Annotated in this window: 17 protein-coding genes, 1 tRNA gene and 1 rRNA gene; 8 read left to right on the top strand and 11 right to left on the bottom strand. The window is 63.9% G+C overall.

Translation table 11 applies throughout. From position 1 onward, the window contains the following. Nucleotides 1-87 precede the first annotated feature (87 nt). Nucleotides 88-4,580: ribosomal RNA gene (locus KNN16_RS09490) — 23S ribosomal RNA — on the top strand. 116 nt (nucleotides 4,581-4,696) lie between these two features. Here the strand turns inward: KNN16_RS09490 and KNN16_RS09485 are convergent. Beyond that, on the bottom strand, nucleotides 4,697-5,704 hold the full coding sequence (locus tag KNN16_RS09485; protein ID WP_303896592.1) for a PrsW family intramembrane metalloprotease: 1,008 nt from the start codon (nucleotides 5,702-5,704) through the stop codon (nucleotides 4,697-4,699). A gap of 22 nt (nucleotides 5,705-5,726) precedes the next feature. After that, entirely contained in the window at nucleotides 5,727-6,470 is a 744-nt protein-coding gene (locus KNN16_RS09480) for an ABC transporter permease (RefSeq protein WP_303896590.1), read from the bottom strand. A gap of 171 nt (nucleotides 6,471-6,641) precedes the next feature. On the opposite strand from KNN16_RS09480, the gene KNN16_RS09475 reads away from it, so the two are divergent. Further along, nucleotides 6,642-6,800 (top strand): hypothetical protein, encoded by a 159-nt coding sequence (locus tag KNN16_RS09475; RefSeq protein WP_159461700.1) that lies wholly within the window; start codon nucleotides 6,642-6,644, stop codon nucleotides 6,798-6,800. A 39-nt stretch (nucleotides 6,801-6,839) separates the two neighbouring features. Continuing rightward, entirely contained in the window at nucleotides 6,840-7,460 is a 621-nt protein-coding gene (locus KNN16_RS09470) for a hypothetical protein (RefSeq protein WP_303896589.1), read from the top strand. Here the strand turns inward: KNN16_RS09470 and KNN16_RS09465 are convergent. After that, a complete protein-coding gene (locus KNN16_RS09465) occupies nucleotides 7,406-8,557 on the bottom strand; it encodes a glycosyltransferase (protein WP_303896587.1) in 1,152 nt (383 codons plus the stop codon). The genes KNN16_RS09470 and KNN16_RS09465 overlap by 55 nt on opposite strands. 189 nt (nucleotides 8,558-8,746) lie before the next feature. Between KNN16_RS09465 and KNN16_RS09460 the strand changes: the two genes are divergently transcribed. Continuing rightward, on the top strand, nucleotides 8,747-9,085 hold the full coding sequence (locus tag KNN16_RS09460) for a hypothetical protein (protein WP_303896585.1): 339 nt from the start codon (nucleotides 8,747-8,749) through the stop codon (nucleotides 9,083-9,085). 14 nt (nucleotides 9,086-9,099) lie between these two features. On the opposite strand, the gene KNN16_RS09455 is transcribed toward KNN16_RS09460, so the two are convergent. From KNN16_RS09455 to KNN16_RS09420, 8 genes are all read right to left on the bottom strand, one after another. Continuing rightward, a complete protein-coding gene (locus KNN16_RS09455; protein WP_303900611.1) occupies nucleotides 9,100-11,640 on the bottom strand; it encodes a 6-pyruvoyl-tetrahydropterin synthase-related protein in 2,541 nt (846 codons plus the stop codon). Between the two features lie 231 nt (nucleotides 11,641-11,871). Then, nucleotides 11,872-14,160 (bottom strand): glycosyltransferase family 39 protein, encoded by a 2,289-nt coding sequence (locus KNN16_RS09450; RefSeq protein WP_303896583.1) that lies wholly within the window; start codon nucleotides 14,158-14,160, stop codon nucleotides 11,872-11,874. 19 nt (nucleotides 14,161-14,179) lie between these two features. Further along, nucleotides 14,180-15,103, bottom strand: coding sequence for a glycosyltransferase family 2 protein (locus KNN16_RS09445; protein WP_303896582.1), 924 nt, complete (start codon nucleotides 15,101-15,103; stop codon nucleotides 14,180-14,182). A 33-nt stretch (nucleotides 15,104-15,136) separates the two neighbouring features. Next, the gene (locus KNN16_RS09440; protein ID WP_303896581.1) at nucleotides 15,137-16,126 is read right to left on the bottom strand and encodes a polyprenyl synthetase family protein; all 990 of its coding nucleotides are present in this window, start codon (nucleotides 16,124-16,126) and stop codon (nucleotides 15,137-15,139) included. Nucleotides 16,127-16,207: 81 nt separating this feature from the next. Then, nucleotides 16,208-17,038 carry a TatD family hydrolase gene (locus KNN16_RS09435; protein WP_303896579.1) on the bottom strand — a complete coding sequence of 277 codons (831 nt, stop codon included), beginning with the start codon at nucleotides 17,036-17,038 and terminating at the stop codon, nucleotides 16,208-16,210. A 7-nt stretch (nucleotides 17,039-17,045) separates the two neighbouring features. Continuing rightward, a complete protein-coding gene (locus KNN16_RS09430) occupies nucleotides 17,046-18,470 on the bottom strand; it encodes a phosphoglucomutase/phosphomannomutase family protein (protein WP_303896578.1) in 1,425 nt (474 codons plus the stop codon). 1 nt (nucleotide 18,471) lies between these two features. After that, complete coding sequence (gene gmd / locus KNN16_RS09425) at nucleotides 18,472-19,458, bottom strand: GDP-mannose 4,6-dehydratase (protein ID WP_299286308.1); 987 nt, start codon at nucleotides 19,456-19,458, stop codon at nucleotides 18,472-18,474. A gap of 76 nt (nucleotides 19,459-19,534) precedes the next feature. After that, nucleotides 19,535-20,494: a GDP-mannose 4,6-dehydratase gene (locus tag KNN16_RS09420; protein WP_303896577.1), complete on the bottom strand. Its 960-nt coding sequence runs from the start codon at nucleotides 20,492-20,494 to the stop codon at nucleotides 19,535-19,537. Between the two features lie 128 nt (nucleotides 20,495-20,622). Between KNN16_RS09420 and KNN16_RS09415 the strand changes: the two genes are divergently transcribed. The 4 genes from KNN16_RS09415 (at nucleotide 20,623) to KNN16_RS09400 (ending at nucleotide 24,974) form a co-directional block, all read left to right on the top strand. Continuing rightward, nucleotides 20,623-21,561: a hypothetical protein gene (locus tag KNN16_RS09415; RefSeq protein WP_303896575.1), complete on the top strand. Its 939-nt coding sequence runs from the start codon at nucleotides 20,623-20,625 to the stop codon at nucleotides 21,559-21,561. Between the two features lie 50 nt (nucleotides 21,562-21,611). Then, nucleotides 21,612-23,930 (top strand): glycosyltransferase family 4 protein, encoded by a 2,319-nt coding sequence (locus KNN16_RS09410; protein WP_303896573.1) that lies wholly within the window; start codon nucleotides 21,612-21,614, stop codon nucleotides 23,928-23,930. 225 nt (nucleotides 23,931-24,155) lie between these two features. Continuing rightward, nucleotides 24,156-24,824, top strand: a complete 669-nt coding sequence (locus KNN16_RS09405; RefSeq protein ID WP_303896571.1) for a cytochrome c — start codon at nucleotides 24,156-24,158, stop codon at nucleotides 24,822-24,824. A gap of 72 nt (nucleotides 24,825-24,896) precedes the next feature. Continuing rightward, nucleotides 24,897-24,974: transfer RNA gene (locus tag KNN16_RS09400), tRNA-Arg, on the top strand. Nucleotides 24,975-24,976: the final 2 nt, after the last annotated feature.

Raw genomic sequence — 24,976 nt, 5'->3', positions numbered from 1 at the left:
AGTCCGGCGTGCACCTTAACAACCGAACAGAGCGTGGAATAGAGGAAAGCAACGCGGGCAGCTCGGGAAACGGGTTCTCCGCGTCACGTGTAAGCGAGTAAGGGCATGCGGTGGATGCCTTGGCGCCAGGGGCCGATGAAGGGCGCGGCACACTGCGAAAAGCCTCGGGGAGCCGTGTGCGGGCGCGATGACCCGGGGGTGCCCGAATGGGGAAACCCGCCTGGGGTGAACCCCAGGCATCCGTGGCTGAATCCATAGGCCACGGAGGGGCACGGGGGGAACTGAAACATCTTAGTACCCCCAGGAAAAGAAATCAACCGAGATTCCCCTAGTAGTGGCGAGCGAACGGGGAAGAGCCCAAACCCACAGGGTGTTAAAGCCCGAGGGCGTTGCCCTGTGGGGGTTGTGGGACCCATCCGGGGGCGGCCTCGGACGCCTCAGGGAGTTACCAAGCCTTGGCCTAGCCGAAGTGGTCTGGAAAGGCCCGCCATAGAGGGTGATAGCCCCGTAGGCGAAAGGTCGAAGGCCTCCCGGGGATGGGATCCCGAGTACCACGGCCCACGTGGAAGGTCGTGGGAAGCAGGGGGGACCACCCTCCAAGGCTAAATACCCCTGGCGACCGATAGCGCACCAGTACCGTGAGGGAAAGGTGAAAAGAACCCCGGTGAGGGGAGTGAAATAGAACCTGAAACCGCATGCCTACAAGCGGTCCGAGGGCTATGGCCCCTTTGGGGGCAATGCCTGAGGGCGTGCCTTTTGGAGAATGAGCCGGCGAGTTACTCTCGGTGGCGAAGGCTAAGGGGGTCACACCCGGAGCCGGAGCGAAAGCGAGTCCGAACAGGGCGTCTCGTCGCCGGGAGTAGACGCGAAACCGGGTGAGCTACCCATGGCCAGGGTGAAGCGGGGCTAATCCCCCGTGGAGGCCCGAACCCATCACCAGTGCAAAGGTGTGGGATGAGCTGTGGGTAGAGGTGATATGCCAATCGAACCCGGAGATAGCTCGTTCTCCCCGAAATAGCTTTAGGGCTAGCCTCACGCGGTCCGTGGCGGAGGTAGAGCACTGGTAGGGCTAGGGGCGTTATGCTACCGAACCCTGTCAAACTCCGAATGCCGCCACGTGCAGCGTGGGAGTCGGACCGTGGGGGATAACCTCCATGGTCGAGAGGGGAACAACCCAGACCGCCTGCTAAGGCCCCCAAGTCCGGGCTCAGTGGGAAAGGATGTGGGGCTGCTATGACAGCCAGGAGGTTGGCTTAGAAGCAGCCATCCTTTAAAGAGTGCGTAACAGCTCACTGGTCGAGCGGCCCTGCGCCGAAAATGTAACGGGGCTTAAGCCCGGCGCCGAAGCAGCGGGTTCTCGTGCCGATGAGGCACGGGAGCGGTAGGGGAGCGTTCCGCACGCGTGGAAGCGCGACCGTGAGGACGCGTGGAGCGTGCGGAAGTGAGAATGCCGGCACGAGTAGCGGAAGACGCGTGAGAACCGCGTCCGCCGAAGGCCTAAGGTTTCCGACGCAAGGTCGATCCGCGTCGGGTTAGGCGGGACCTAAGGCGAGGCCGAAAGGCGTAGCCGATGGACAGCCGGTTAATATTCCGGCCCCACCCGGGTGGAGCGAAGGGGGGACGCAGGAGGGTAGGCCAGCCGGCCGCTGGCTGTGCCGGTGCCAAGTCCTTAGGGCGATGAAGGCGGTAGGCAAATCCGCCGCCGGAGCCTGAGGGATGATGGCGAGCCGGGGAAACCCGGCGGAAGTGGTCGAGCCCACACTGCCGAGAAAAGCCTCTAAGCGTTGAAGCCCGGGTGCCCGTACCGCAAACCGACACCGGTAGGCTGGCGTAAGCGCGCCAAGGCGGACGGGAGAACCCTCCTCAGGGAACTCGGCAAACTGACCCCGTAACTTCGGGAGAAGGGGTGCCTCGCGTAGGGTGAGGCCTTCGGGCCGAGCCCGAGGAGGCCGCAGTGAACAGGCCCTGGCGACTGGTTACCTAAACCACAGGTCTCTGCTAACCCGTAAGGGGAAGTATAGGGGCCGACGCCTGCCCAGTGCCGGAAGGTTAAGGGGAGGGGTGACCCGGCTTCGGCCGGTGTAGCCCTGAACTGAAGCCCCGGTGAACGGCGGCCGTAACTATAACGGTCCTAAGGTATCGCCTGAAAGGCGCTGCCTGCCTGTCGGGTAACCGACAGGGCAATGCCCGGCTGTATGCGGGAAAGCCCTAAGAGCCCTCCCTACGCCTCCGGCGAAAGGCCGGCGTCAAAATGGTGAGGGATTGGGCAATCCGCAGGAAACCCCCGGGTTCAATCCCGGTGGGGATCCTCAGAGACCATACGCCGGGCATCCGGCCGGGAGGTCATCTATGGAACTGTCTCCGGACTGGGTGGTAGGGTTCGTGGACGGCGAAGGTTGTTTCCACGTCTCCATCACCCGCCATCCCTCGATGAAGATCGGCTATCAGGTGCTGCCGGAGTTCGTGGTCGTCCAGCACCGCCGGGACATCCAGGTGCTCTACGCCTTGAAACGGTTCTTCCGGTGTGGTGTAGTCCGCCCCAATCATGAGGACCGCTACGCCTACCGGGTCCGACAGCTGGAGTGCCTGGAGCGCATCTGTGAGTTCTTCCTGCGGCATCCTCTGAAAACCCGTAAGAACGTCGAGATGCGTCGGTTCCGGCGGATCCTCCTCCTGATGAAGAAAGGGCACCATCAAACCCGAGAGGGGTTACTGGAGATCATCCGGATCGCCTCTCGCATGAACTCCGCTGACCGCCCTGCGCTGGAACGGATCCGCCAAGAGCTCCTGGCCGGATGAAGAGATGGTCCGCCCCGTGGTGAAAGCCGCGGATTAAGGTGAGCGAAATTCCTTGTCGGGTAAGCCGATCGCTTGCCCCTTCTCCCCGCGAGGGGAGATGAAACGCCGGCTCATATCGGGGGAGCCCTCCTGCCGTGGTGCGGGACGGCGTGGGGTGATCCCGAGGGAAGTCGGCCCGGCCCTCGCCGGGCTTGACCCCGTAACGACTGACCCGAAAGGGGAGGCGCGGTTCCCCACCCCGCGCAACACGCCGGCCCTCACCCCTCGCCCAGATGCGGCGAGCCGAGGGCGCCTATGGAGCCTCCTTCCGGATGAGGTGGGGCGAGATGATGCAACTGGATCCCTGGTATGTGACCGGGCTGGTGGACGGCGAGGGAAGTTTCATGGTGAGTTTCAATCTGCGTCCCTCGCTGTCTACAGGGATCGAGGTGCGTCCCGCTTTCGCTGTCGCCCTGAATGAGCGCTCGCTGGAGGTGCTGAAAGCCCTGCGCCGTTTCTTCGGTTGCGGAGCCATCCGCTACTCGCGCGGGGACCGCACCTACAAGTGGGAAGTGCGATCGATCTCGGACATCGTGCAACGCGTGCTTCCCCACTTCGAGCGCTATCCTCTGCAAACAGCGAAGCGGGCAGATTTCGAACGTTTCGCCCAAATTTGCCGCTGGGTTCACGCGAATCGCCATCGCAATCGGGAGTATCTGAGGCGCATCATCGATCTGGCGTATGAGATGAATCCGAGCGGCAAGCGTCGTTATCGGAAGGAGGATCTCCTAAGGGTGCTCGGGTGAGGTGAAGGGATAGTCTGCCTCCAGTGGAAACACTGGGAGAAGGCGAAGTTCCGACCCGCACGAAAGGCGTAACGACCGGGGCGCTGTCCCGAGGAGGGTCCCGGCGAAACTGCGAACTGCGTGAAGACGCGCAGTGCCCGCAGCGGGACAAAAAGACCCCGTGGAGCTTTACTGGAGCCTGGTATTGGGTTAGGGTTTGGCCTGTGTAGGATAGGTGGGAGGCTGAGAAGCCCGGGCGCCAGCTCGGGTGGAGCCGCCGGTGAAATACCACCCTGGTCAAATCTTGGCCCTAACGCCGACCCGTGAACCCGGGCGGCGGACAGTGCCTGGTTGCCAGTTTTGCTGGGGCGGCAGCCTCCTAAAAGGTAACGGAGGCGCCCAAAGGTCCCCTCAGGCGGAATGGAAACCCGCCGTTGAGTGCAAGGGCATAAGGGGGCTTGACTGCGAGGCTGACAAGCCGAGCAGGGGCGAAAGCCGGGCCTAGTGACCCCACGGTTCCGTGTGGAAGGGCCGTGGATCAACGGATAAAAGCTACCCCGGGGATAACAGGCTGGTGAGGCCCAAGAGTTCACATCGACGGCCTCGCTCGGCACCTCGATGTCGGCTCATCGCATCCTGGGGCTGGACAAGGTCCCAAGGGTCGGGCTGTTCGCCCGTTAAAGCGGTACGTGAGCTGGGTTCAGACCGTCGTGAGACAGGTCGGTCTCTATCCGCTGTGGGCGTTGGGGGCTTGAGGGGTGCTGCCCCTAGTACGAGAGGACCGGGGTGGACGGACCTCTGGTGTGCCGGTTGTCGCGCCAGCGGCATCGCCGGGTAGCCAACGTCCGGACGGGATAACCGCTGAAAGCATCTAAGCGGGAAGCCCACCCCAAGATGAGGCCCCCCACCGGCTTTGACCGGGTAAGGCCGCCGGGAGACGACCGGTTTGATAGGCCGCAGGTGGAAGCCCGGTAACGGGTGAAGCTGAGCGGTACTAACGGCCGAGGGCTTACACGTGACGCGGAGAACCCGTCCCCCGAGCCCACGCTCTGTTCGGTTAACCCTTCCACTTCCTCTATATGTGAGTGCGAGTGAAAAACAAAAGGGCCGGTTGAACACCGGTCCTTTTGTTTTTATGGATCCCCCATCCTTGAAGGAGCGGTCAGGGCTCGGATCCTCTCCCGAAGGCGTGCGATTTCCTTCTCCCAGCGTTGTTCCCCCAACGCGAGCCGCTGATGCTGACGGAAGGCCAGCTCGATGGCCGCTCCATATAGATCCCCCAATCGCTTCCATTCCTGCCAGTCTCCTCGCAACAGAGCGCCCCACCGCCGGAACCCCCGCCGCCACGCTGAGCGACACTCCTGATAGACCGCTGGAGGCAAGGTTCCGCGTTCGACCTCCTTCCCAAGATACCATGTGATCCAGAGACGTTCTCGATACAGCCCCCATAGCCCCAGGGCGAACACTAACAGCGCCCCCATCCAGTCTCCTGCTATAACTGTGAGGCAACCCACCAAGACGCTTCCCTCATCCCCCAGATGGCTGACGAGGGTCAGCACTCCGTTATGGAAGGCGTGGAAGCCGACCCCTGCGCTCCATCCGACCAGGGGAGCCCAAAGGCGCCGAAACCCTCGAGGCGACAGCCTCGCCATCGCCAACCCCAGGCCGGTGAAGCCGGTGAAGAAGGCGTGGTTCAGACCAAAGATCCCCGCCCGCAGGGATGCCAGCGCCAGCATCGCTGCGGTTCCCCCTTCGATTCCCGCTCCAATCAGATAGAAAACGTTCTCGGTCGCCGCGAAACCGAAGCCCACCAGGGAGCCGTAGAGGAATCCATCATACAGGCTGTCGATCTCATCCCGGCGCCGGAGGAACAGCAGTGCCAGGAAGAGCCCCTTGGCGGTCTCTTCGGCAAGGGGAGCGATCAGACCGCTGGAGATCAGATCTCTCTCCAGCCCCTCCTCGAGGGGAGGCTCCAGGGCCACTTCCGCCATCAGTGCGATCAGGATGGCCGGGAGCGTTCCCCATAAAAAGGCTGTGGAGGCCAGCCGGAGCGGCTCCTTCTCATACCGATCCAGCCACCATATGAAAAGTGCATAACCCACCATGGGAAGATAACTCAGAAGGAGCGCCAGCCCGATCATCGCCCCCATCTCCGGATGCCGTCTATGAGACAAACTGCCAGCGACACCAGCGCCGCTCCAGCGCGTCCACGATCAGATACAGGGCCAGTCCCATCCCGCTCATCAGCACGATCCCGCCATACATTGCCGGATAGTCAAAAAACGTGCTGGCCTGGATGTAAATGTAGTAGCCCAGCCCGTAACGGGTGGCCAGGAGCTCGCTCAGATATAGCACGGCCACTGCGGTGCCGATGCTCTGGCGCACCGCGGTTAGGATGGCCGGCAGGGAGGCGGGCAGGTAAACAAACCAGAAAAGAGCCCGCCGACCCGCTCCCAGGCTGCGGACGGAGAGAAGCAACTCCGGCCGCAGGCCCGCCGCTGCATCCCGGACCAGCACCAGGATCTGAAAGAAGAGGATCAGATAGATGAGGAGAATCTTGGCCAGGTCCCCGACCCCAAAGAAGAGGATGAGGATCGGCACCAGCACGACTTTGGGGATCGGATACAGCAGATACAAGAAAGGAGAAACCAGCCGGTGCAGCCCGGGGCTGAGTCCCAAGAGCAACCCCAGAGGAGCTGCCGTGGCGATCGAGAGGAGGATGCTGATGATCACCCGCCCGGCGCTGGCCAGGAAGTGCCATCCCAGCTCTCCTTGGAAACCCCTCACCAGAGCGATCCCTACCGTGAACGGGGCAGGCAGGATGGGACGCTGGACCAGCGCCGCCAGGATATGCCAGAGGACAAGCAGCACCCCCATGGCCAGTAACACTTCGCCGCGACGCGGCATCTCCTATGCCTCCTTTGCTTGAATGAGATGAGGGACCGATCCGATGTCTTGGCTGAGAGCCCCGAAACGAACCTCGATTATAATAATGGGCGTGAACGCGAGGACGCTGATCCTGTTATACCAAGAATTCCCGCAAGACTTCGTGGAATATCTCGAGGGGTGCGAGGCTCAATGGCTCGTCGTCCGCGCGCACGCCCATGGCAACAAACGCTGTTCATCATCCTGGCGATCCTGGCGGTGATCAGTCTGATCCTGACCAGCTTGATCACCAGCGCCCCGCCGCCTCCGCCGACGCCAACGCCTTTCCCGCTGTTCCTGCCCACCCCATGAGCCCATCGCCACAATCTCCAAGCAGTGGAGGGGGAGTGAATGACACGCTCCGGCGCATCGTCCAGCGTTTCTGCCCGCTTTCTCGCATGGATCGCTTGGGGGTTGATGCTGGCCGGTTACTGGGCTCCGTGGGTGGAGGGCTCAACAGCTGGGTTGACGTTCTCCGGGTTCGATCTGCCCCATTTCCTGGTTTTCTTCCAGCGGGCCGGTTATGGGCCTCTGGTCCGGGAGCGTCTGTGGATGCCTCTATGGGGTCTTGCCCTCGGCCTCGCCCTCCTATCGCTGGGTCCGGAGCGAAGGTTACGGGCCTCCCCGCGGGGGTTCCTCTGGCTCCTCGCCCTCCTGTGGCCGCTGGCTACATGGCCTCCTTACCCGGAGCTCTTGAACCCCTGGTCCATTGAAGGGCGAGGCGGTTTCATCGGCGGCCTGATGGCTGCCTGCCTCGTCGCATCGCTGCCTCTCTGGCCTGTCCCTTGGCGCCGCCGGGTGGCCCTGGCTCTGCCCCCCGCTGTCCTGGGGATCACCGGGCCGGAGCTGGTGCAGGCGTGGAGGCTCTGGGGCGAACATCTCCGGATCCCGCCGAATGTGGGCTGGGGGCTTCCGCTTTACGGGTTGGGGCTGGCCCTCTGGGGATGGGCCTGGTGGAGGACCTCCTGGTAAACCGCCATCACGTTCTCGACCATCTTCTCCAGGGTGAAGTGCGCTCGAACCCGCTCTCGGCCCTGCACGCCGCGCGCCCGGGCGGTGACGGGATCCCCAAGGATCTCGCCGATGGCAGTGGCCAGGGCTTCCGGATCCCAGGGAGGCACCACCCATCCCGCCTCGCCGACCACCCAGCGGGTCCCCGTCCCGATGTCGGTGGTGATCACCGGCAGGCCGGCGGCCATCGCCTCCAGCAGCACGGTCCCGAACGCCTCCGCCCGCGCGCTGGCCGGCAGCACAAAGAGATCGGCCGCGTGATAAAACAGGGGCAGCTGGGCATCCGGGATGTCCCCGAGGAAATGCACGCGCGGGGAGAGCCCCAGATCATGCGTCAGGGCGCGCCATGGCCGTTCCATCGGGCCGGTCCCCACGATCACGGCGTGGACATCCGGTAGGCGCTTGAGCGCGTGGAGCAGGGTCTCGAGCCCCTTGTAATACCGCAGGCGGCCCACGAAGAGGACGTGGGGACGTTGGGGCGTCTCGCACCAGGAGGCGCGCAGGGCCCGCGTCGCATCGGGGGGAGCGGAGAGAAAGCGGGTGAGATCGATGCCCAGGGGAACCACACGGCATTTTTCACGGAAGGCTCGCAGGTGGGGGGAGGTCTCCAGATAAACGGGGCTGGTGACCAGGATACGGTCGACCCGGGAGAGCACGCGATGGAGCAGCGGACGATAGAGCCGGCTGCCCAGGCGCTGGCGCACGATATCGCTGTGGTAGGTCATGACGGCAGGGATCCCTCCTCCGGTCAGGAGGTAGGCCAGTTCCGCCGGTGGGTAGGGGTGATGCAGGTGGATCAGATCGCAATGGGGAAGGAGGCGCCGGGCGTGCAGGAAGAAAACAGGGCTCAGAGGGGTAGAGGACACCGTGAGCCAGCGCCCGGCCTTCAACACCCACAGGTTCCCCTCCCGGATCTCCTGGGTTCGGCAGGTGGGAGAGGTCACCAGGACGATGACTTCCAGGCCGGAGCGGGCCTGGGCCTCCGCCAGGAACCGAATGTGATTCTCGATCCCTCCGAGGATCGGGAAGTAGTCCTTGTATAAATGGACCACCCGCATGGTTTCCGAGCCAGGCTTGCCGGGAATCGGTCCCTTCGGGCCTGTTCATTTTACTTTTATCCGGCAAAGGCCGGTGCGCTCTTCCTGGTGGGGGATTCTTTATAGCCGGGAAGCCGGACGGCTATAATCGGGAGAGTTGGGAGACGCACCAGCCTGACCGCTGAATCTCACGCGCGGAGGTGTGAGGAAATGGCGATGGATCAGGGGCTGGAGGATCTGGAGGCGTTTCTCCGCCGTCTGGAGTCGGATCCGGAGTCAGTGGATGTGAGGGCGCTGGTGGATCTGATCCGGGCTTTCTATCAGTGGATGGTGACCTCCTCCATTCGTTTGCGGATGCTGGAGGAGCGGATGGCGGAGCTGGAGGAGGCCCGGTATCGGATGGAGGAGCGCCTGGCCCAGCTGGAGGCCGAATTCGAGGAGATGCGGCGACGCCATGAGGAACGCCTTGCATCCCTGCAGGCGCTCATTCTCCAGCAGTTAGGGTGGGCGCTCGCCCGGGGAGGCGGATCCCTGTTCTCGTCGAATTAGGATCAGACCGGGGTTCAAGGCTTCACCTCCAGGACGTTGGGCATTTCCCAGTAAGGGACCCCCGTAGGGCTGGGGGCAGGAAGATGTTCCATGGAGGGCCAGAGATACCAGCCGATGCGGATCCGATAATTTCCCGAAGGAAGAGGAGGCAGATCGACGCCAAGAGGGATCAGGGTTCCTGCCGGCCACAGCGCAGTGAGCTGGAAGAGATCCCGTTGGGCGACCAGCCCCCCCTTTTCGTTGAGGAGATGCACGAAGAACGTGTAATTTTGCGATAAGGGCCTCCGAGCCCGCCATCCGAACCAGAGCGTAAGGGGTTGTCCGCTATGCAGAGGGCTTGGTTGCTCGTATCCCTCCAGGAGAAGAACCTCCCCAAAGGAGACTGCAGGAGAGTAAGGAGGAAGAGCGCGGGAGACCACCAGTGCGAAGGGCAGGTCTATGCCATCAGACCCATTATCTGTGGTCTGCCAGCGCCGTCCCTCCGGCCCACTGTATAGCCCTATACGAATGCGGTAGGGCCCCGGTCGGGCCTCTGTGGGGATCCTGAGAAGGTGGTCATCCCGGTAGTGTTTTTCGGGATCCCATCGTCGGACAGGAACATCTCCCGGATGAACGTGATCGCTCTGGAAAGCCTGAGGGGCAGGAGGGACGAGGCGATCAGCCGGTATGCCATGAACATAGACGTGCACATCTTCGTTCGGAGTCCGGAGGGCACGCCACCACAATGTGAGGCGAACGGTTTCGCCCGGGCGGACGGTCCATCGTTCAATCGAGTAGCCTGCCAGCCGCATCTGACCTTCGAAATCTGTGCGCACCGAGAGGTCGGCTCCTGGAGGTTGATCCAGGGGCACGCGAGTCATGGACCAGAGATGGTAAGGGAGATGAAAGCCGAGGATGACCAAGAACATGACGCCTGCGCCTCGGGCGCCCCAGTGTCGAAGCATCTCCGGGTTCGCGGGGCTGAGGTCCACAACCGAAGCGGATCGCTTTTCCTCTTTGCGCTTCCGGGTTCGTCTCAGGATTGCCCACGTGAGCCATCCTAACCACATGGTGAGGGCGGCATGATCGAAAAGTCGCCAGAGCCATCGGCCCTGAAATCGAAGACGAACAGCATGGACGCCAGCAGGTATCTCCGCGCGGAGCCAGCCGGTGCCCGCCTCAACCCACGCTGGAGTTGGCGTTCCGTTCACGGTGACCTGCCAGCCGGGGTAGCCAAGGACCCAGAAGCGAGCTGGGAAGGGGAGGGGGCTCGAGATTTCCCAGGCCTGATCGAGCGGGCCTTTATAGAGCAGCCGCGCATGGGCTTCGGGAGGAAGGGCATGAAGATCCAGGCGAAAGGGCTCTTCCTCTCGCGCATATGCAGCCGCGACATCGGGAGGTGCCTCCGGCCAGCCCTCCACCCAGCGGGGGAACAGCTCTCCGGTTGCGGTAAGCCCGGGATATTGTTGCTCCCGCTCATAACGATGCAGATCCCTTAGGGTTGAGCCGGACAGCGTGTGGCGGGATCCTCCATCATAAATCAGCCCCAGCACTCCGAGGATGAGAATCAGGGCGGCTGCAAAGGCGCAGGGCCATCGATGTTTCGGCTTCAAATCCTCTATAGATAGGCCGATCAGAAGGGCGATGATGAGCCCCGCAGGCCCTAACCAGCGCCATGGAAACTGGATGTAATGCAGGAAGGGCAGAGCTGCCCATACAGGATAGGAGACAGGAAGCATCAGGGCTGTTAGGATGAGCAGGAGGATCCATCCCCAGAGCCTCTCTAATCGTCCTGCCCGTCGACGAAGGAAGAGAACCCCCCTTAGCGATGGAAGCGCGAGCAGTATCTGGTGCAATCCGAAGGTCAGGACGTGAGGACGATTCCCCCAGCGTTCATCTCGCAGCGGGGGCATTGAGAGGAGGCGCGGTATGGTCAAGAAGTGATGGGTGACCTCATAAACGCCTGTGCGGGCGCGCTCCAGATGAACCAGGCCGATGTCCGTGAAGGATGGGCCCAGATAAGGGAGAGCCATTCCCAGACCGATGACGAAGGCCGCCAGGGCTTTCGCCCAGCGCCGAACGGGGGCTCGTTCCTTCCAGATCACGAGAAGCGCGTAGGCGAAGGCGACCGAGTAACCCATCATAGCGCTTAAGTTATGGCAGAGGCCCAGAAGAGCCGTGGACACAGCCAGCCCGCTCCGTGCCCGGAATCCACCCTGGCGGATTGCGTAGTCAATGCTGATGAGAAGCCAGGGGATGAGATTCACGGCCACATACTGCGGATAGTTGCTCTGTTGGAGTTGAAAGGGCATATAGCCGAAAGCCAGGCCTGCAACCATGGATGCCGCTTGGCTGAGCCCCCACCTCCGGGCAAGCCAATAAGCGCCTGCGCTGCCAACCCAGGCGGCTCCCATCAGAACCACCTTCATGGCTTGGTCAAGAGGAAAGCCCAGCCCTACGATCAGGGCAGCTACAGACCAGGGGAACAAGGGAGCGTGGAACACGAAAAGAGGATATCCTGCCCCTCCGGCCAGGTCTGGCGCCCAGCGTGGATAGAGAACCCCTGCCTGCCACATTCGAGCCATCTCCAGCGCCCGGTAACCATGAAGCAGCGCATCCCCCTCGCGAGGCCATCCGGGTTGGCTGATTCCTTCCCACCAGACCAAAAGCCCTATGCTCATCGAGAGGAGTCCAAGCTCTCGCCAGATCTTCATGGCTGGTGCTCTCATCCTGAAAACTGCGTTGCAGGATCTTTTGGGGTGATTGCTTACGCTTGTCTTCTGTCTTCGGATCCGGCAGAGATCAGTTTATGGCGTAGATGCCAGGCGAATGCGGCCCAGCGGGACGCTGTCATCCGGGATAGGATGTCCGCTTGCGTCGAAGGCCCTCAGCCGCCTGCCGCTGGTCAGCTCATACCAGCCCGTGTGCAAACGATATTCGCCCGGTAGCAATGGAGGTTGGGGACGTATCCAGCGCTCTTCTTCTACAATATCTCCTGGCATCCAGAACTCAGTCGGATAATCTCCCATGCGTGGAGGTCCATCCCCTCCGGCGATCCAGCGTCCATTGGGATCGAGCAGGTGGAGAAACACATGAAGCCCGGGTGGCAGTGAGGATGTGGCCTTCCAGATCAGGCGGAGCCGGATCTCCTCAGGAGTGGCCTGAATCACCTCATGGCGTAGCAGAAGAATGCCGGGCTCGAAACGCGCCTCCCATGAGCGGAACTCCTCTGCCGGACCTGGTTTCCCCACTCCGGCGAAGAGGATCATCCCGGCTCCTTCCCGGCGTGGAAGTTGGGGGAGATCAGGCTGTGACCGATCGTAAACCCCAACAAGAAGAGTGAGAGCGGTGGGGAGCTGCGCAGGAGGACGCAGGGTGATTAGATAAGTGTCACAGAGCACTCCTCCGGGTGGCCAGAAACGCATCGGCCATGATCCACCACCGGGATAAGTATCCACCTGCCCCAGACGCTCTCCTCGGGACGGGTTCGCTCCGGCCCATATCTGATAGGTCATAGAGTAATTGCGAGCGGATGGACGCAGCAACTGCCAGCAAGCATGAAGATGCACGGTCTGTCCGGGCATCAGACGACGCGGCGTCGCCTGAAAGCCGATCAGGCGCACCAGTGGCTCCCCGCTGTCAAGATCCTCGAAAATCCACTCCAGACGCTCCAAGGAAGCAGGGATCTCCTGCTCAGTGCGCAGGGGACGATGAAACGCAGGCCACAGATAGGCCCCGAGCCCAATTAAAGAGAGCGAAGAAGAAAAAGCCAACCAAGCATATAAAGGATGCCCAGTCCGGGCAGGCCAGCCCGGAATCTCCCAGGCCCACAGAACAATGAGCCAGAAAGCCGGGAGGCCAACGAACAGAAGGCGCCCTAACGCCGCTTCTACATGAATATTCCAGCAAAAGAACTCAAGTATAACAACGGAGACCCATGCAAATAAAACAAAGATCAGTGAGGAGTTTTCAGAAGCCGACTGCAGGTTGAGACGGGATTTCCATGACTTTCTCAGAAGCTGGAATAAGGTGGCGACAAGGAAAAGATCCTCAATCCAGTAGATCCATCGCTCGCCTACAATGCCTTCCGTTGCTCCAAAAGAAAAGAAAGCGGTCTCGCGAGCTCGTAAAAAGATAAACCACCAATCTGCGAGTGTCGGCAGATTCGGTCGCTGCCAGTGGATGATCTCCATATGAGCACGAAGAGCCAGGGGGTCTCGATACAAGGCCATGTTCCACGCCATCCATCCTCCAGCCAGCAAGGCAGCTCCCAGCAAACCAAGGGTCAGTTCAAGAACCCAGCTCCCAAAGTGCGGGCGTCGCGGTTTGGCCAGCGCCCCGCTCAGAATCCAGATGGGGATCAATCCGACATTCGAAGCCTTGGATAAAATCGCCATACCCATCGCCAGCCCTGCTATCAGGGCTTTCCGAGGAGAGGGTCGCAAAACATAATCCGCAAAGGCGTTGAGAGCCAGGGCTGCGCCCGCTATGGCCATTGCGTCATTGCTGACGCTCGCAGCGGTGAAGATCAAGCGAGGATGGAAAACCAGAAGCGCCGCCGCAAGAAGCGCGGCCCGGGGTGAGCGCGGGAAAACCCGACGCGCAAGCCGATAAGTCAGGAGGACCGCGCTCAAGCCCGCCAGCGTGGAGATCAGTCGAGCGATTCGAAAGGCCAGGAACTCTCCTCGCCAGAGGCGAATCTCTCGCGGATCGTGAACGAGGAAGTTCCGATTGTTCCAGCCCTCAGGGGGCGGAGCAGGAGCCCCTACATGATGAGGGTTGGCCTCCTCCCGGATGACCTCATCGTCGTAATGAATCCAGGCAGTTGCAAGGGCTGCGATCCCATAATAAAGCGGGAACTGAGTGCTTTCGTGAGGCGGCGTGGGTTGTCCTGGTTGAATCACCGGCCAAGTCCGGTGCCGGACGATATGGGCGATTACCCGGAAGTGGGAGAGCTCGTCCGGTGTCTCCCCGATGGGAGTAACCAATTGATAAGCCAGACTTAATCCAAAGAAACCCAGCGAGAGGCTCAAGAGCAGAGGGCGAGCTCCACGCAATGTCCCTTCAAGGGGCTTGCAGAATCCGGTCCTTCCCATCCCCGTCCTCTTGAGGGGCTCAGGATCGTTCCAGCAACCCTCGGACCACCTGCGTGTAAATCCGCACGCGCTCCCGGCGCATGGCCGGCTTATGCCCCAGCAGGGCTTTGCTCCCCTCCACGCCGATCTGCCAGAGATACTGGGCGATCAGGAAGGCCTGCAGGGCGGCGGCGGCCCACGGACCGTGATGCTTTCGGAAATACCGGATCTTGCTCCGCTGGAAGGCCAGATGCTGCAGGGCCGGCACCTGATCGCTGCTTCGCCCCCCATAATGGATCACTTTCGCCGGCGGATAGTAGAACACCCGCCAGCCCGCCTGCCGGATCCTCCGGCACCAGTCCAGCTCCTCGGCATACATGAAGAACCCCTCGTCCATAGGCCCGACCCGCTCGACCACCTCCCGCCGGACCAGCATGGCCGCCCCGGTGACCCAATCCACCTCCTGGATCTCATGATCCGGGCGATCCAGGACGTAATAGCGCGCCAGGATGCGACGGGGCGCCCAGGGCTGCCACCAGGTGCTCTCAAACAGCGCAGTCCAGAAGGTGGGAAACCGCCGGCGGGAGGACTGGACGCTCCCATCCGGGTTGAGCAGCTGCGGACCTACCACCCCCACATCCGGATGGGCGTCCGCAAAGGTGACCAGATCCTCGATGGCCTGATCCAGAACTACGGTATCCGGATTCAACAAAAAGAAATAGCGGCCTCGCGCGACCGCCATCCCCTGATTGTTCGCCGCCGGGAAACCCCGGTTGGCCGGGTTGACCAGAAGCCGCACATCGGGGAAGGCCTCCCGCACCCGCTCCGGAGTCCCGTCCGTCGAGGCGTTGTCGACCACGATGATCTCCCCCTCCAGCCTTCCCAGGGCATGCCGGATGGAGACCAGACAGGGAGCCAGCCAGCCCCATACGTTCCAGCTCACCACGATCACCGAGACATCCATCGCCCTTCTTCGATCGCTCCCGGCCAGGGGGGCTCAATGATCCCGACGCAGGACGTGTTCGCCCAGGAACCGCAGGGCCTCCCGGGCCGGACCCTCCGGGATGTTCTCCAGGTAACTCTGGCTGCGACGGATGAACGCCTCCGCCTCCGCCCGGGCCCGGGCGATCGCCTTCGAGTTCCGCACGCGCTGAACCGCCTCGCGGATGAGTTCCTCATCCCCGAAGCTCCCGGCCAGGATGCGGCCGATGACGGGATCCCCGGGGTGCTCCTCCAAATAGAAGAGCACCGGGAGGGTGATCAGGCCCTGACGCAGATCGTTGCCGACCGGCTTGCCCAAGACCTGGGCCTCACCGGTGAAGTCCAGGATGTCGTCCATGATCTGGAACGCCATCCCCAGATCCACCCCGTAACGCCGAAGGGCCTCCACCTGGGGCTCAGGAGCCCGGGCCAGCACGGCAGCCGCCTCGGTGGCCAGCTCGAACATCGCCGCCGTCTTAGCATAGATCCGTTGGAAATAATCCTCCCGATCCAGCATGGCGGCGCGGTCTCCAAATTGCTGGCGCAGCTCCCCCTCGCAGATGGTCATCAGCGTGCGTGCGAAGATGGCCATGACGCGGACGTTCTCGGTCTGCGCCGCCAGGGAGGCCGCGTAGGCGAACAGGTAATCGCCCGTCAGCACCGTTGCCGCCGGGGTCCAGATGGCGTTCAGGGTCGGGATCCCCCGCCGGAGCAGGGAGCCATCAATCAGGTCGTCGTGGACCAGGGTGGCGGTGTGCAGCATCTCCACGGCGGCGGCCAGAGCGATCATCGCCTCGTCTGCTTCCCGGTAGAGCCGACCGGTCAGCAAAACCAACATGGGACGGATGCGCTTGCCCCCCGCACGCAGCAGATGGTCCACCGCGGTTTTCAGGGGTTCAAACGGGAGGGGGATCGCCCGCATGCGGGCCTCTACCTGCTCCAGGTCTCCCTGGAGCCACTCCTGGATATGGACCAGAGCCTGCACCGAATGCGCGGTCGGAGGCATTCCCGTCTACCTGGTTCAGAATGTTCTTCGAAGAACAATCTTCTCGTCTCATTTTACATCGGGCGTGGAGCCTTTCCATATCTACGGATCTCCGGAGCGAGACTCCGGGAGATCGCTTTCCTGCGGTGGGGGAAGCCGGAAGAGCCGGCAAGCGTTCGCGGTGGTTTGTCGGGCGATCTGCTCCATCGGCAGCCCGAGAAGCTGGGCCAGGGCTTCCGCCACGTTCCGCAGGTAAGCGGGCTCGTTACGACGGCCCCGATGGGGTTGCGGGGGCAGATAGGGCGCGTCCGTCTCCAGCACCAGGCCGTCCAGGCCGACCGCCCGCGCGGCCTCCCGCAGGCTTTCCGCCCGGGGATAGGTGAGCGGCCCCCCGATCCCCAGGAGGAACCCCCATTCCACGGCGATCCGGGCCATAGCGGGATCGCCGGAGAAGGCGTGGAGGACCCCTCGGGCCCCGGGGCGGGCGGCGAGCCAGCGCTCCAGCTCCTCCATCACGGCCTCGCGGGCCTCCCGCTGGTGGATGATCACCGGCAGCCCCAGCTCGCCGGCCAGCTCCAGCTGGGCCCGGAAGGCTTCCCGTTGCGCCTCTCGAGGCGAGCGATCGCGATAGAAATCCAGTCCGATCTCCCCGATGGCCACCACTTGAGGATGTCGCGCCCAGCTCCGGAGCTGGACCAGGAGCTGGGAAGAAAACTGCGAGGCCACGTGGGGATGAATCCCCACCGCTACGTAAAGCCCCGGATGGCGTTCGGCCAGCGCCAGGGCACGTGGAATCCCTTCCGGTTCCACCCCGGGGAGGATGAGGATCTCCACGCCCGCCATCCGGGCTCGGGCCAGCACCTCCTCCCGATCCGGATCGAAGGCCGGGTCGTCCAGGTGGCAATGGGTATCGATGAGGATCGACCGCTCCATCGCCGGTCTACCCTTCCAGCCCGGCCAGACGGCGGCCTTCTTCGAGCAGCAGAGCCACCCGCTCCGGCACGGTGGTCTCGGTGTAGATCCGCAGCAGGGGCTCCGTTCCCGAGAACCGGATCAGCAGCCAGCCGCCGTCCTCCAGGTAGAACTTGTAGCCGTCGGAGCGATCGATGCGGACCACCTGCAGGCCGGCCAAGCGATGCGGTTGTGTCTGATCCAGGCGGGCTCGGGTCTCCTCCCGGCGTTCCGGGGGGAATTCCACATCGATGCGGGAGTAATAATGGGGGCCGACCAGCTCGAAGAGCCAGCGGATCAGCTCCGAAGGGCGTTTGCCGGTCCGGACCATAAAATCCAGCAGGTAGAGGCCGGCCAGGATGCCATCCCGCTCGGGAAGGTGCCCCCGGAAGGCGAAGCCTCCGCTTTCCTCCCCACCGATAAGGGCGTCCGTCTCCAGCATCTTCGGGGCCACATACTTGAACCCCACGCCGGTCTCATAGACCGGCACTCCGTAGCGCTCCCCCAGCTTCTCCAGCATGGAGGTGGTGGAGAGGGTTTTGACGATGGGGCCGCGCTGGCCGCGGACCTCCAGGAGGTAGAGGGCCAGGAGGCCGTAGACCCGAAGCTGATCAACGAACTCGCCCCGCTCGTCCACCAGCCCCACGCGATCGGCATCGCCATCCGTGGCGATCCCCGCGTCGGCCTTCAGCTCCCGGACCTTTTCCTGCAGGTCGTCCAGGTTCGGCGGGATGGGCTCCGGGCGCTTCATCCGGGGGAAGATGGGGTTGCGCTCGCCGTGGATCTCCACCACCCGGATGCGCCCCGGGGAGAGCAGCCGCCGCAGCCAGCCGATCCCGTTCCCCCACATCGGATCCACCACAACGGTGAGGTCCGCCTGGCGGAGGGTTTCCAGGTCTACCAGCTGCTGGAGGTGCGCGATATAAGCCGGGGCCGGGTCGAAGATCTCCACCAGGCCTTTCGCCCGGGCCTCCGCCAGGGGCATGCGCTTCACCCCCTGCTCATCCGGGGGAATGCGGGCCTCGATCTCCCGCAGGCCCTGGGGATCGACGGCCCCGCCGAAGCGGTTGCGGACCTTGAAGCCGTTGTCGGTGGGGGGATTGTGGCTGGCGGTGATGTTGATGGCCCCTGCGGCGCCCCGGGCCACCACGCTGTAGCTGATCACCGGGGTGGGGACGGCCCGGTCGCAGAGATAGACCCGGATGCCGTTGCCGGCCAGGACCTCCGCACATGCCTCGGCGAAGTGCTCGGAGGCGAAGCGATGATCGTAGCCGATCACCACCCCGCCTTCCGCCTGTCCGGTATCCAGCAGCCAGCGGGCGAAACCCTGGGCGCACCGGCGCACATTGGCGAAGGTGTAATCGTCCGCGATGCGACCGCGCCAGCCATCGGTCCCGAAGCGGATGACGGTCATCTCAGCCCTCCTGGATCCCGTATTCCTGTTTTACCAGCTCCAGGTCGGCGTCTACCATAATCTTCACCAGCTGCTCGAAGGTCACCGAGGGCGCCCAGCCCAGCTTGGTCCGCGCTTTGGTGGCATCCCCGACCAGGAGGTCCACATCCGCAGGGCGATAGAGAGCGGGGTCCACCACCACGTATTTCTTCCAATCCAGCCCGAGGTAATCGAAGGCCAGCTCCACGAACTCACGGACGGAGTGAGTCTCCCCGGTGGCGATGACGTAATCCTCCGGCTCGTCCTGTTGCAACATCAGCCACATCGCCCGCACGTAATCCGGGGCATATCCCCAATCCCGGCGGGCCTCCAGGTTCCCCAGGCGCAGCTCGTGGGCCAGGCCCAGCTTGATCTTCGCTGCTGTGTAGGTGATCTTGCGGGTGACGAACTCCAGCCCCCGTCGCGGGCTTTCATGGTTGAAGCAGATCCCCGACACAGCGAACATCCCGTAGCTCTCCCGGTAGTTCACCGTGATCCAGTGGGCGTAGACCTTGGCCACTCCATACGGGCTGCGGGGATGGAAGGGAGTGTTCTCGTTCTGCGGGACCTCCCGGACCTTCCCGAACATCTCACTGCTGGAGGCCTGGTAGAAGCGGATGGTGGGATCCACCAGGCGGATAGCCTCCAGGAGCCGGGTCACCCCCAGGGCGGTGAACTCCCCGGTCAGGACCGGTTGCTTGAAGGAGGTGGGGACGAAGGATTGGGCGGCCAGGTTGTAGACCTCGTGGGGTCGGTGTTCCCGCAGGATGTCGATCAGGGAGGACTGATCCAGCAGGTCTCCCTGCACCAGCGTGATCCGATCCTGGATGTGCCGGATCCGCTCGAAATTGATGGTGCTGGTGCGACGCACCATCCCGATGACCTCGTAGCCTTTCTCCAGCAGGAACTCCGCCAGGTAAGAGCCATCCTGTCCGGTGATGCCGGTGATCAGCGCTCGCTTCCGCTCCATCGTGCTTCTTCCTCCTTCAGGGTTTGCGATTCATCCGGATCCGCCAGGCCGGGATCCTCTCCACGGATCCCTGAGCTCAGGTGCGGGAGCGCGCCTCCCGGGCGCGCGCCCGCCACTCCTCCAGCACGTCCCGCAGGGATTGCTCGAAGGGGATGAGGGGTTGCCAGCCGACCCGCTCCCGAATCCGGGTGGTGTCCGCCACGCTGACGGGGATGTCCACCGGCCGGAGGCGTTGAGGGTCTACCTCGATGCGCACCTCCACCTGAGCCATGGCCAGCATGGTTTCCAGCACCTCCCGGATGGAGCGGGGGCGTCCGGAGCCGATGTTGTAAACCTCCCCGGGCTCCCCGCGTTCCAGGAGCAGCCGGTAGGCCCGGACCACATCCCGCACGTCGGTGAAATCCCGCTGGACCTCCAGGTTGCCCACCCGCAGGACGGGCTCCTGGAGGCCGGCCTCGATCCAGGCGATTTGCCGGGCGAAGGAGGGCACCACGAAGCGGGGGTCCTGCCCTGGCCCGATGTGATTGAACGGGCGGGCCCGGATGATGGGCAGGGCGTAGGCCCTCGCATACACGGCGGCCAGCCCGTCCTGGGCGACTTTGCTGAGGCCGTAGGGGTTGGCCGGTCGCAGGGGCTGCTCCTCCCGAATGGGGAGCTCCTCGGGCCGGACGAGGCCATATACCTCATTAGAGGTCACAATGAGGACCCGAGGCCGCAGGCCCAGGGCCCGCAAGCCATCCAGGAGATTCAGCGTCCCCCGCACGTTGGTTTCGAAGGTCCCCCATGGATCCCGCCAGGATTCCGCCACGTCTGACTGGGCGGCGAGATGGATGATGCCCTCCGGAGCCACCCGGGCGAGGGCGCGCTGCACCTCCTCCGGGTTGCGCAGGTCCACGGACATCATCTGCAAGCGATCGGGCAGCCCGTCGACGGGCCGTCGCGCCCAGCCCCAGAGCTCCCAGTCCGTGTCCTGGGCCAGGGCGGCAGTTAGGTGTCGTCCGACGAATCCGCCGACGCCGGTGATCAGCAGGCGCAACGCGGCATGCTCCTCCGATAGGATGGGGCTCCGGCCTTTCCGATTATACCAGGCACGCTAACTTCCCTCTGATGTTTCTGAGATATTAGTTGAATGTGGATCACTGATCCCTCGACCGGAGGGCTTGCATGCCGGAGCTGTTCCATCGCTATCCGGGCAACCCGATCCTGACGGCCGGGGACTGGCCGTATCCGGCCAACTCCGTGTTCAACCCGGGCGCCACCCGTTTCAACGATGAAGTCCTCCTCCTGGTGCGGGTGGAGGATTTCCAGGGGCTTTCCCATCTCACCGTGGCCCGCAGCCCGGATGGGCGGAGCGGCTGGCGGGTGGATCCGGAGCCCACATTGTTGCCGGATCCGCTCCGCCATCCGGAGGAGTTCTGGGGGATCGAGGATCCCCGCATCGTCTTTCTGGAGGAGGAGGGGCTTTATGCGGTGACCTATGTGGCCTATTCCCGTGGGGGGCCGCTGGTGGCCCTGGCCACGACCTCGGATTTCAGAACTTTCCATCGTCTGGGGCCGATCCTGCCTCCGGAGGATAAAGATGCCAGCCTGTTCCCCCGGCGCTTTCGAGGACGCTGGGCGATGATCCACCGGCCGATGCCTACCTCGCCCGGCGCCCGGCCCAACATCTGGATCTCCTTCTCCCCGGATCTGCGGCATTGGGGGGACCACACAGTGATCATCGAGGCCCGCCCCGGGGGCTGGTGGGATTCGGATCGGGTGGGCCTGGGACCCCAGCCCATCGAGACCCCGGAGGGATGGCTGATCCTGTATCACGGCGTGCGTCAGACCGCCTCTGGCCGGATCTATCGGGTGGGGATGGCGTTGCTGGATCTGGAGGACCCGCGGAAAGTGATCCGGCGCAGCGCGGAGTGGGTGTTCGGCCCCCGCGCGCCCTACGAGCGGGTTGGGGACGTGCCCAACGTGACTTTCCCGTGCGGCGCGGTGGTGGACCCTCACTCCGGCGAGCTGCTGATGTATTACGGCGCTGCCGACACCTGCGTCGCTTTGGCAACGGCGGACCTGCGAACGCTCCTGGATTATCTCCTGCATGCGCCGATGTAGGAAGAAAGCTTTTTCCTTCGGGAAAAACCTGGCGAGGAGGTGGAAATCCGATGGGGGAGCGTCTGCGCATCGCGCTGGTGGGGACCTACGTGCCCCGTCCGTGCGGGATCGCGACGTTCACCCATGATCTGGCGAAGGCGATGGCGGAAGCCCAGGGGACATCCCAGGGAGGGGCGGAAAATCCTTCGCCCTTCCTCTCCACCGTTCAGGTGGTCGCCCTCACCAACCCCCCGCAACGCTACGATTACGGGCCCGAGGTGGTTTTCGAGATCCGGGCCGATGTCCCGGAGGATTACCGGGCGGCCGCCGCTTACCTGAACCAGGCACCCATCGATGGGGTGTGTCTCCAGCATGAGTATGGGATCTTCGGCGGGCCGGACGGGGCGTATGTGCTGGAGCTGGTGGAGCGCTTGCGCAAGCCCCTCGTGGTCACCCTGCACACGGTCCTCTATGAGCCTTCGGAGGGCCAGCGGCGCGTGCTCATCGCCCTGGCCCGACGGGCGGATCAGGTGGTGGTGATGGCGGAGCGGGCCCGTCAGTTCCTGGTGGAGCGCTATGGGGTACCCGCGGAGCGCATCACCCGAATCGACCATGGCGCGCCGGCGATGCCCCTGGAGGATCCCGGGCCCTACAAAGCGCGCCTGGGCCTGGATGGGCGTCGCGTCCTGCTCACTTTTGGGCTGCTCAGCCCGAACAAGGGCATTGAAACGATGATCGAGGCGATGAAACGCCTGGTCCCCCACCATCCCGATCTTCTGTATCTGGTGGTGGGGGCCACGCATCCGGAGGTGCGCCGACGGTTCGGCGAGGCCTATCGCCGGTTCCTGGAGGAGGAGATCGCGCGAGCCGGGTTGCAGGAGCACATCCACTTCGTCGATCGCTACCTCGATCGAGAGGAGCTCCTGACCTTCCTGATGGCCGCCGATATCTACGTGGCGCCGTATCTGGCGCGGGAGCAAATCGTCTCCGGAACCCTTACCTATGCCCTGGCCTGCGGGAAGGCCATCGTCTCCACCCCCTCCTGGTATGCGGAGGAGATGCTGGGGGAGGGACGAGGCCTCCTGGTCCCCTTCCGGGATCCGGAGGCGATGGCCCGGGCCCTGGATCAGTTGCTCTCCAACCCGGAGGAGTGGGATCGATTGCGTCGGGCGGCCTACGCGCGAGGGCGGGAGATGGCGTGGCCCATCGTCGGCGCTCGCTATCTGGAGCTGTTCCGTCAGGTCCTCGAGCGCCCGCGGCCCGGCCTCCGGCCGGCGTGGCTGCCGGCCCGGCCGCTGAGGCTTCCCGCCGTCCGCCTCGAACACCTGCGCCGGCTCACTGACGACACCGGTATGCTGCAGCATGCCCGCTTCACCATCCCGGACCGTCGGTTCGGTTACTGCACGGACGACAACGCCCGGGCCCTGCTCTTCACCGTGCGGGAATGGCAGCGGACCGGAGAGGCCTCGTTGCTCCCGTTGATGGAGGTTTACCTGGCTTTCCTCCAGTATGCCTGGAACCCGGAGACGCAGCGTTTTCGGAATTTCATGGCCTATGATCGCCGATGGCTGGAATCGACCGGTTCGGAGGATGCCTACGGCCGGGCGATGTGGGCCCTGGGGGAGGCGGCCGCCTTCGGGCCGGAGGGGATCGCGGAGCCCGCATGGACCCTGTTCCAGGAAGCCTGGCCGGGGGCGTGGTCTCTGGAGCATCCCCGGCCGTGGGCCTATGCCATCCTGGGCGGGGTGGCGATGTTGCAACGATTCCCTGGGGATCGGAGGATCCGGGCGGGTTGCCTCGAGCTGACCCGACGTCTGGAGGCGCGTTTTGAGGCGTATGCTCGGCCCGGCTGGCCCTGGTGCGATGATCGGGTCACTTATGACAATGGCATCCTGCCGGCGGCGCTGATCGCTGCGGGTTACAGTCTCCAGGAACCTCGCTGGATGGAGCGGGGGCTTGTGGTCCTGAACTGGCTGGTGGAGATCCAGACGAACCCTCAGGGAGGACATCTCTCCTTCGTAGGCAACCGGGGCTGGTTCCCCCGGGGAGGGGAGAAGGCGCGCTTCGCCCAGCAGCCCATTGAGGGAGCGGCCATGGCGGAGGCGGCGGCCTGGGCCTGGCGGGCCACGGAGGATCGAATCTGGCTGGAGGTGCTGGAGCGCTGTGTGGGCTGGTTCCTGGGGTGGAACGATCGGGGATGTGCGCTGGCCGATCTGAAAACCGGTGGATGCCGGGATGGGCTGGAGGCCACCGAGGTCAGCGTCCATCAGGGCGCTGAGTCCACACTGGCTTGGCTGCTGACCCTGAACCTGGCCCATCGGTTCCTGCGCCCGTCCCCGGAGCCGGACCGCGAGGCGCAGCCCCGCGCCCTCTCGCTTCGCCGCTCCTGAGGCCCCCAGCGGTTCCCGGCTTCGCGAAAGAGCCCCGGCTCCGGGGAATTTGGGCGGTGGAATCTGGAGCCGTATCCCCAAAAAGTGCGCGGCACAGGTTGACGAGGAGAGGGGCTTCCCATAGAATTCGAGGGGATCGTTAAGCCGCGGCGGTGTTTCGAGGGAGATCCGAACGAGGCGCCGGATCGCGCATCGAAGGCATCATTTCCAATCGAGGTGGGATCGATGCCTGGCCTTTCACCTATTTCGTTGCTTTTGCTCATCGGCGGCGTCCTGAGTGCGACGCTGGTGCTGGCGGGGATCCTGGCGCTCCTCTTGCCCTGGCTGACCCGGGAGGTGCAGGCGGCTTATGGGCAGGCGCCCGCCCCCGCTCGTCCGGCGGTGGCCCCTGTCGGAGAGGCTCCCGCTGCGCCGGCCGCTCCTTCCCAGCGCATCGGCCCCTGGCCCTTTGTGATCAGCGGGCTGGCTTTGCTCGTCGTCCTGGCTGTGATCTTCTATCCGATGCCGCAGCCTCGGGGATCCGCTCCCGCTGCGCCGACGGAGGGAAGCGCCCCCATCTCTGCTCCGGCGACGAACCCCACGCCGGCGGCGGTGGCCCTGAAGGGAGATGCGGAGAAGGGGAAGGAGCTGTTTTTGGGCACGTGCGCTTCGTGCCACGGGCCGGACGCCAAGGGGCTGCCGGGGCTGGGGAAGGATCTGACGACCAGCGCCTTCGTGCGGCAGCAGACGGACGTTCAGCTTTTGGAGTTTATCAAGAAGGGGCGGCCGGCGACGGATCCGGCGAACACGACGGGGGTGGATATGCCGCCGAAGGGGGGCAACCCGGCCCTGACGGATCAGGATCTGGCGGACATCATCGCCTTCATCCGGACCTTCAACCCGCACCAGCCGTGAGAGGAGCGGGGCTCGTCCGACGCAATGCTCTTGTCAAGGCAGGGGGATTGTGTTAAAATGAGGATAGCAGGTGCGCCCGTAGCTCAGCCTGGATAGAGCGTTGCCCTGCGGAGGCAAAGGTCGCAGGTTCAAATCCTGCCGGGCGCGCCATG

This window comes from Thermoflexus hugenholtzii, assembly GCF_018771565.1.
GTDB lineage: Bacteria > Chloroflexota > Anaerolineae > Thermoflexales > Thermoflexaceae > Thermoflexus > Thermoflexus hugenholtzii_A.
Note: the sequence above shows the minus strand (reverse complement) of the source record. Positions and strands in the feature narration are given on the sequence as shown.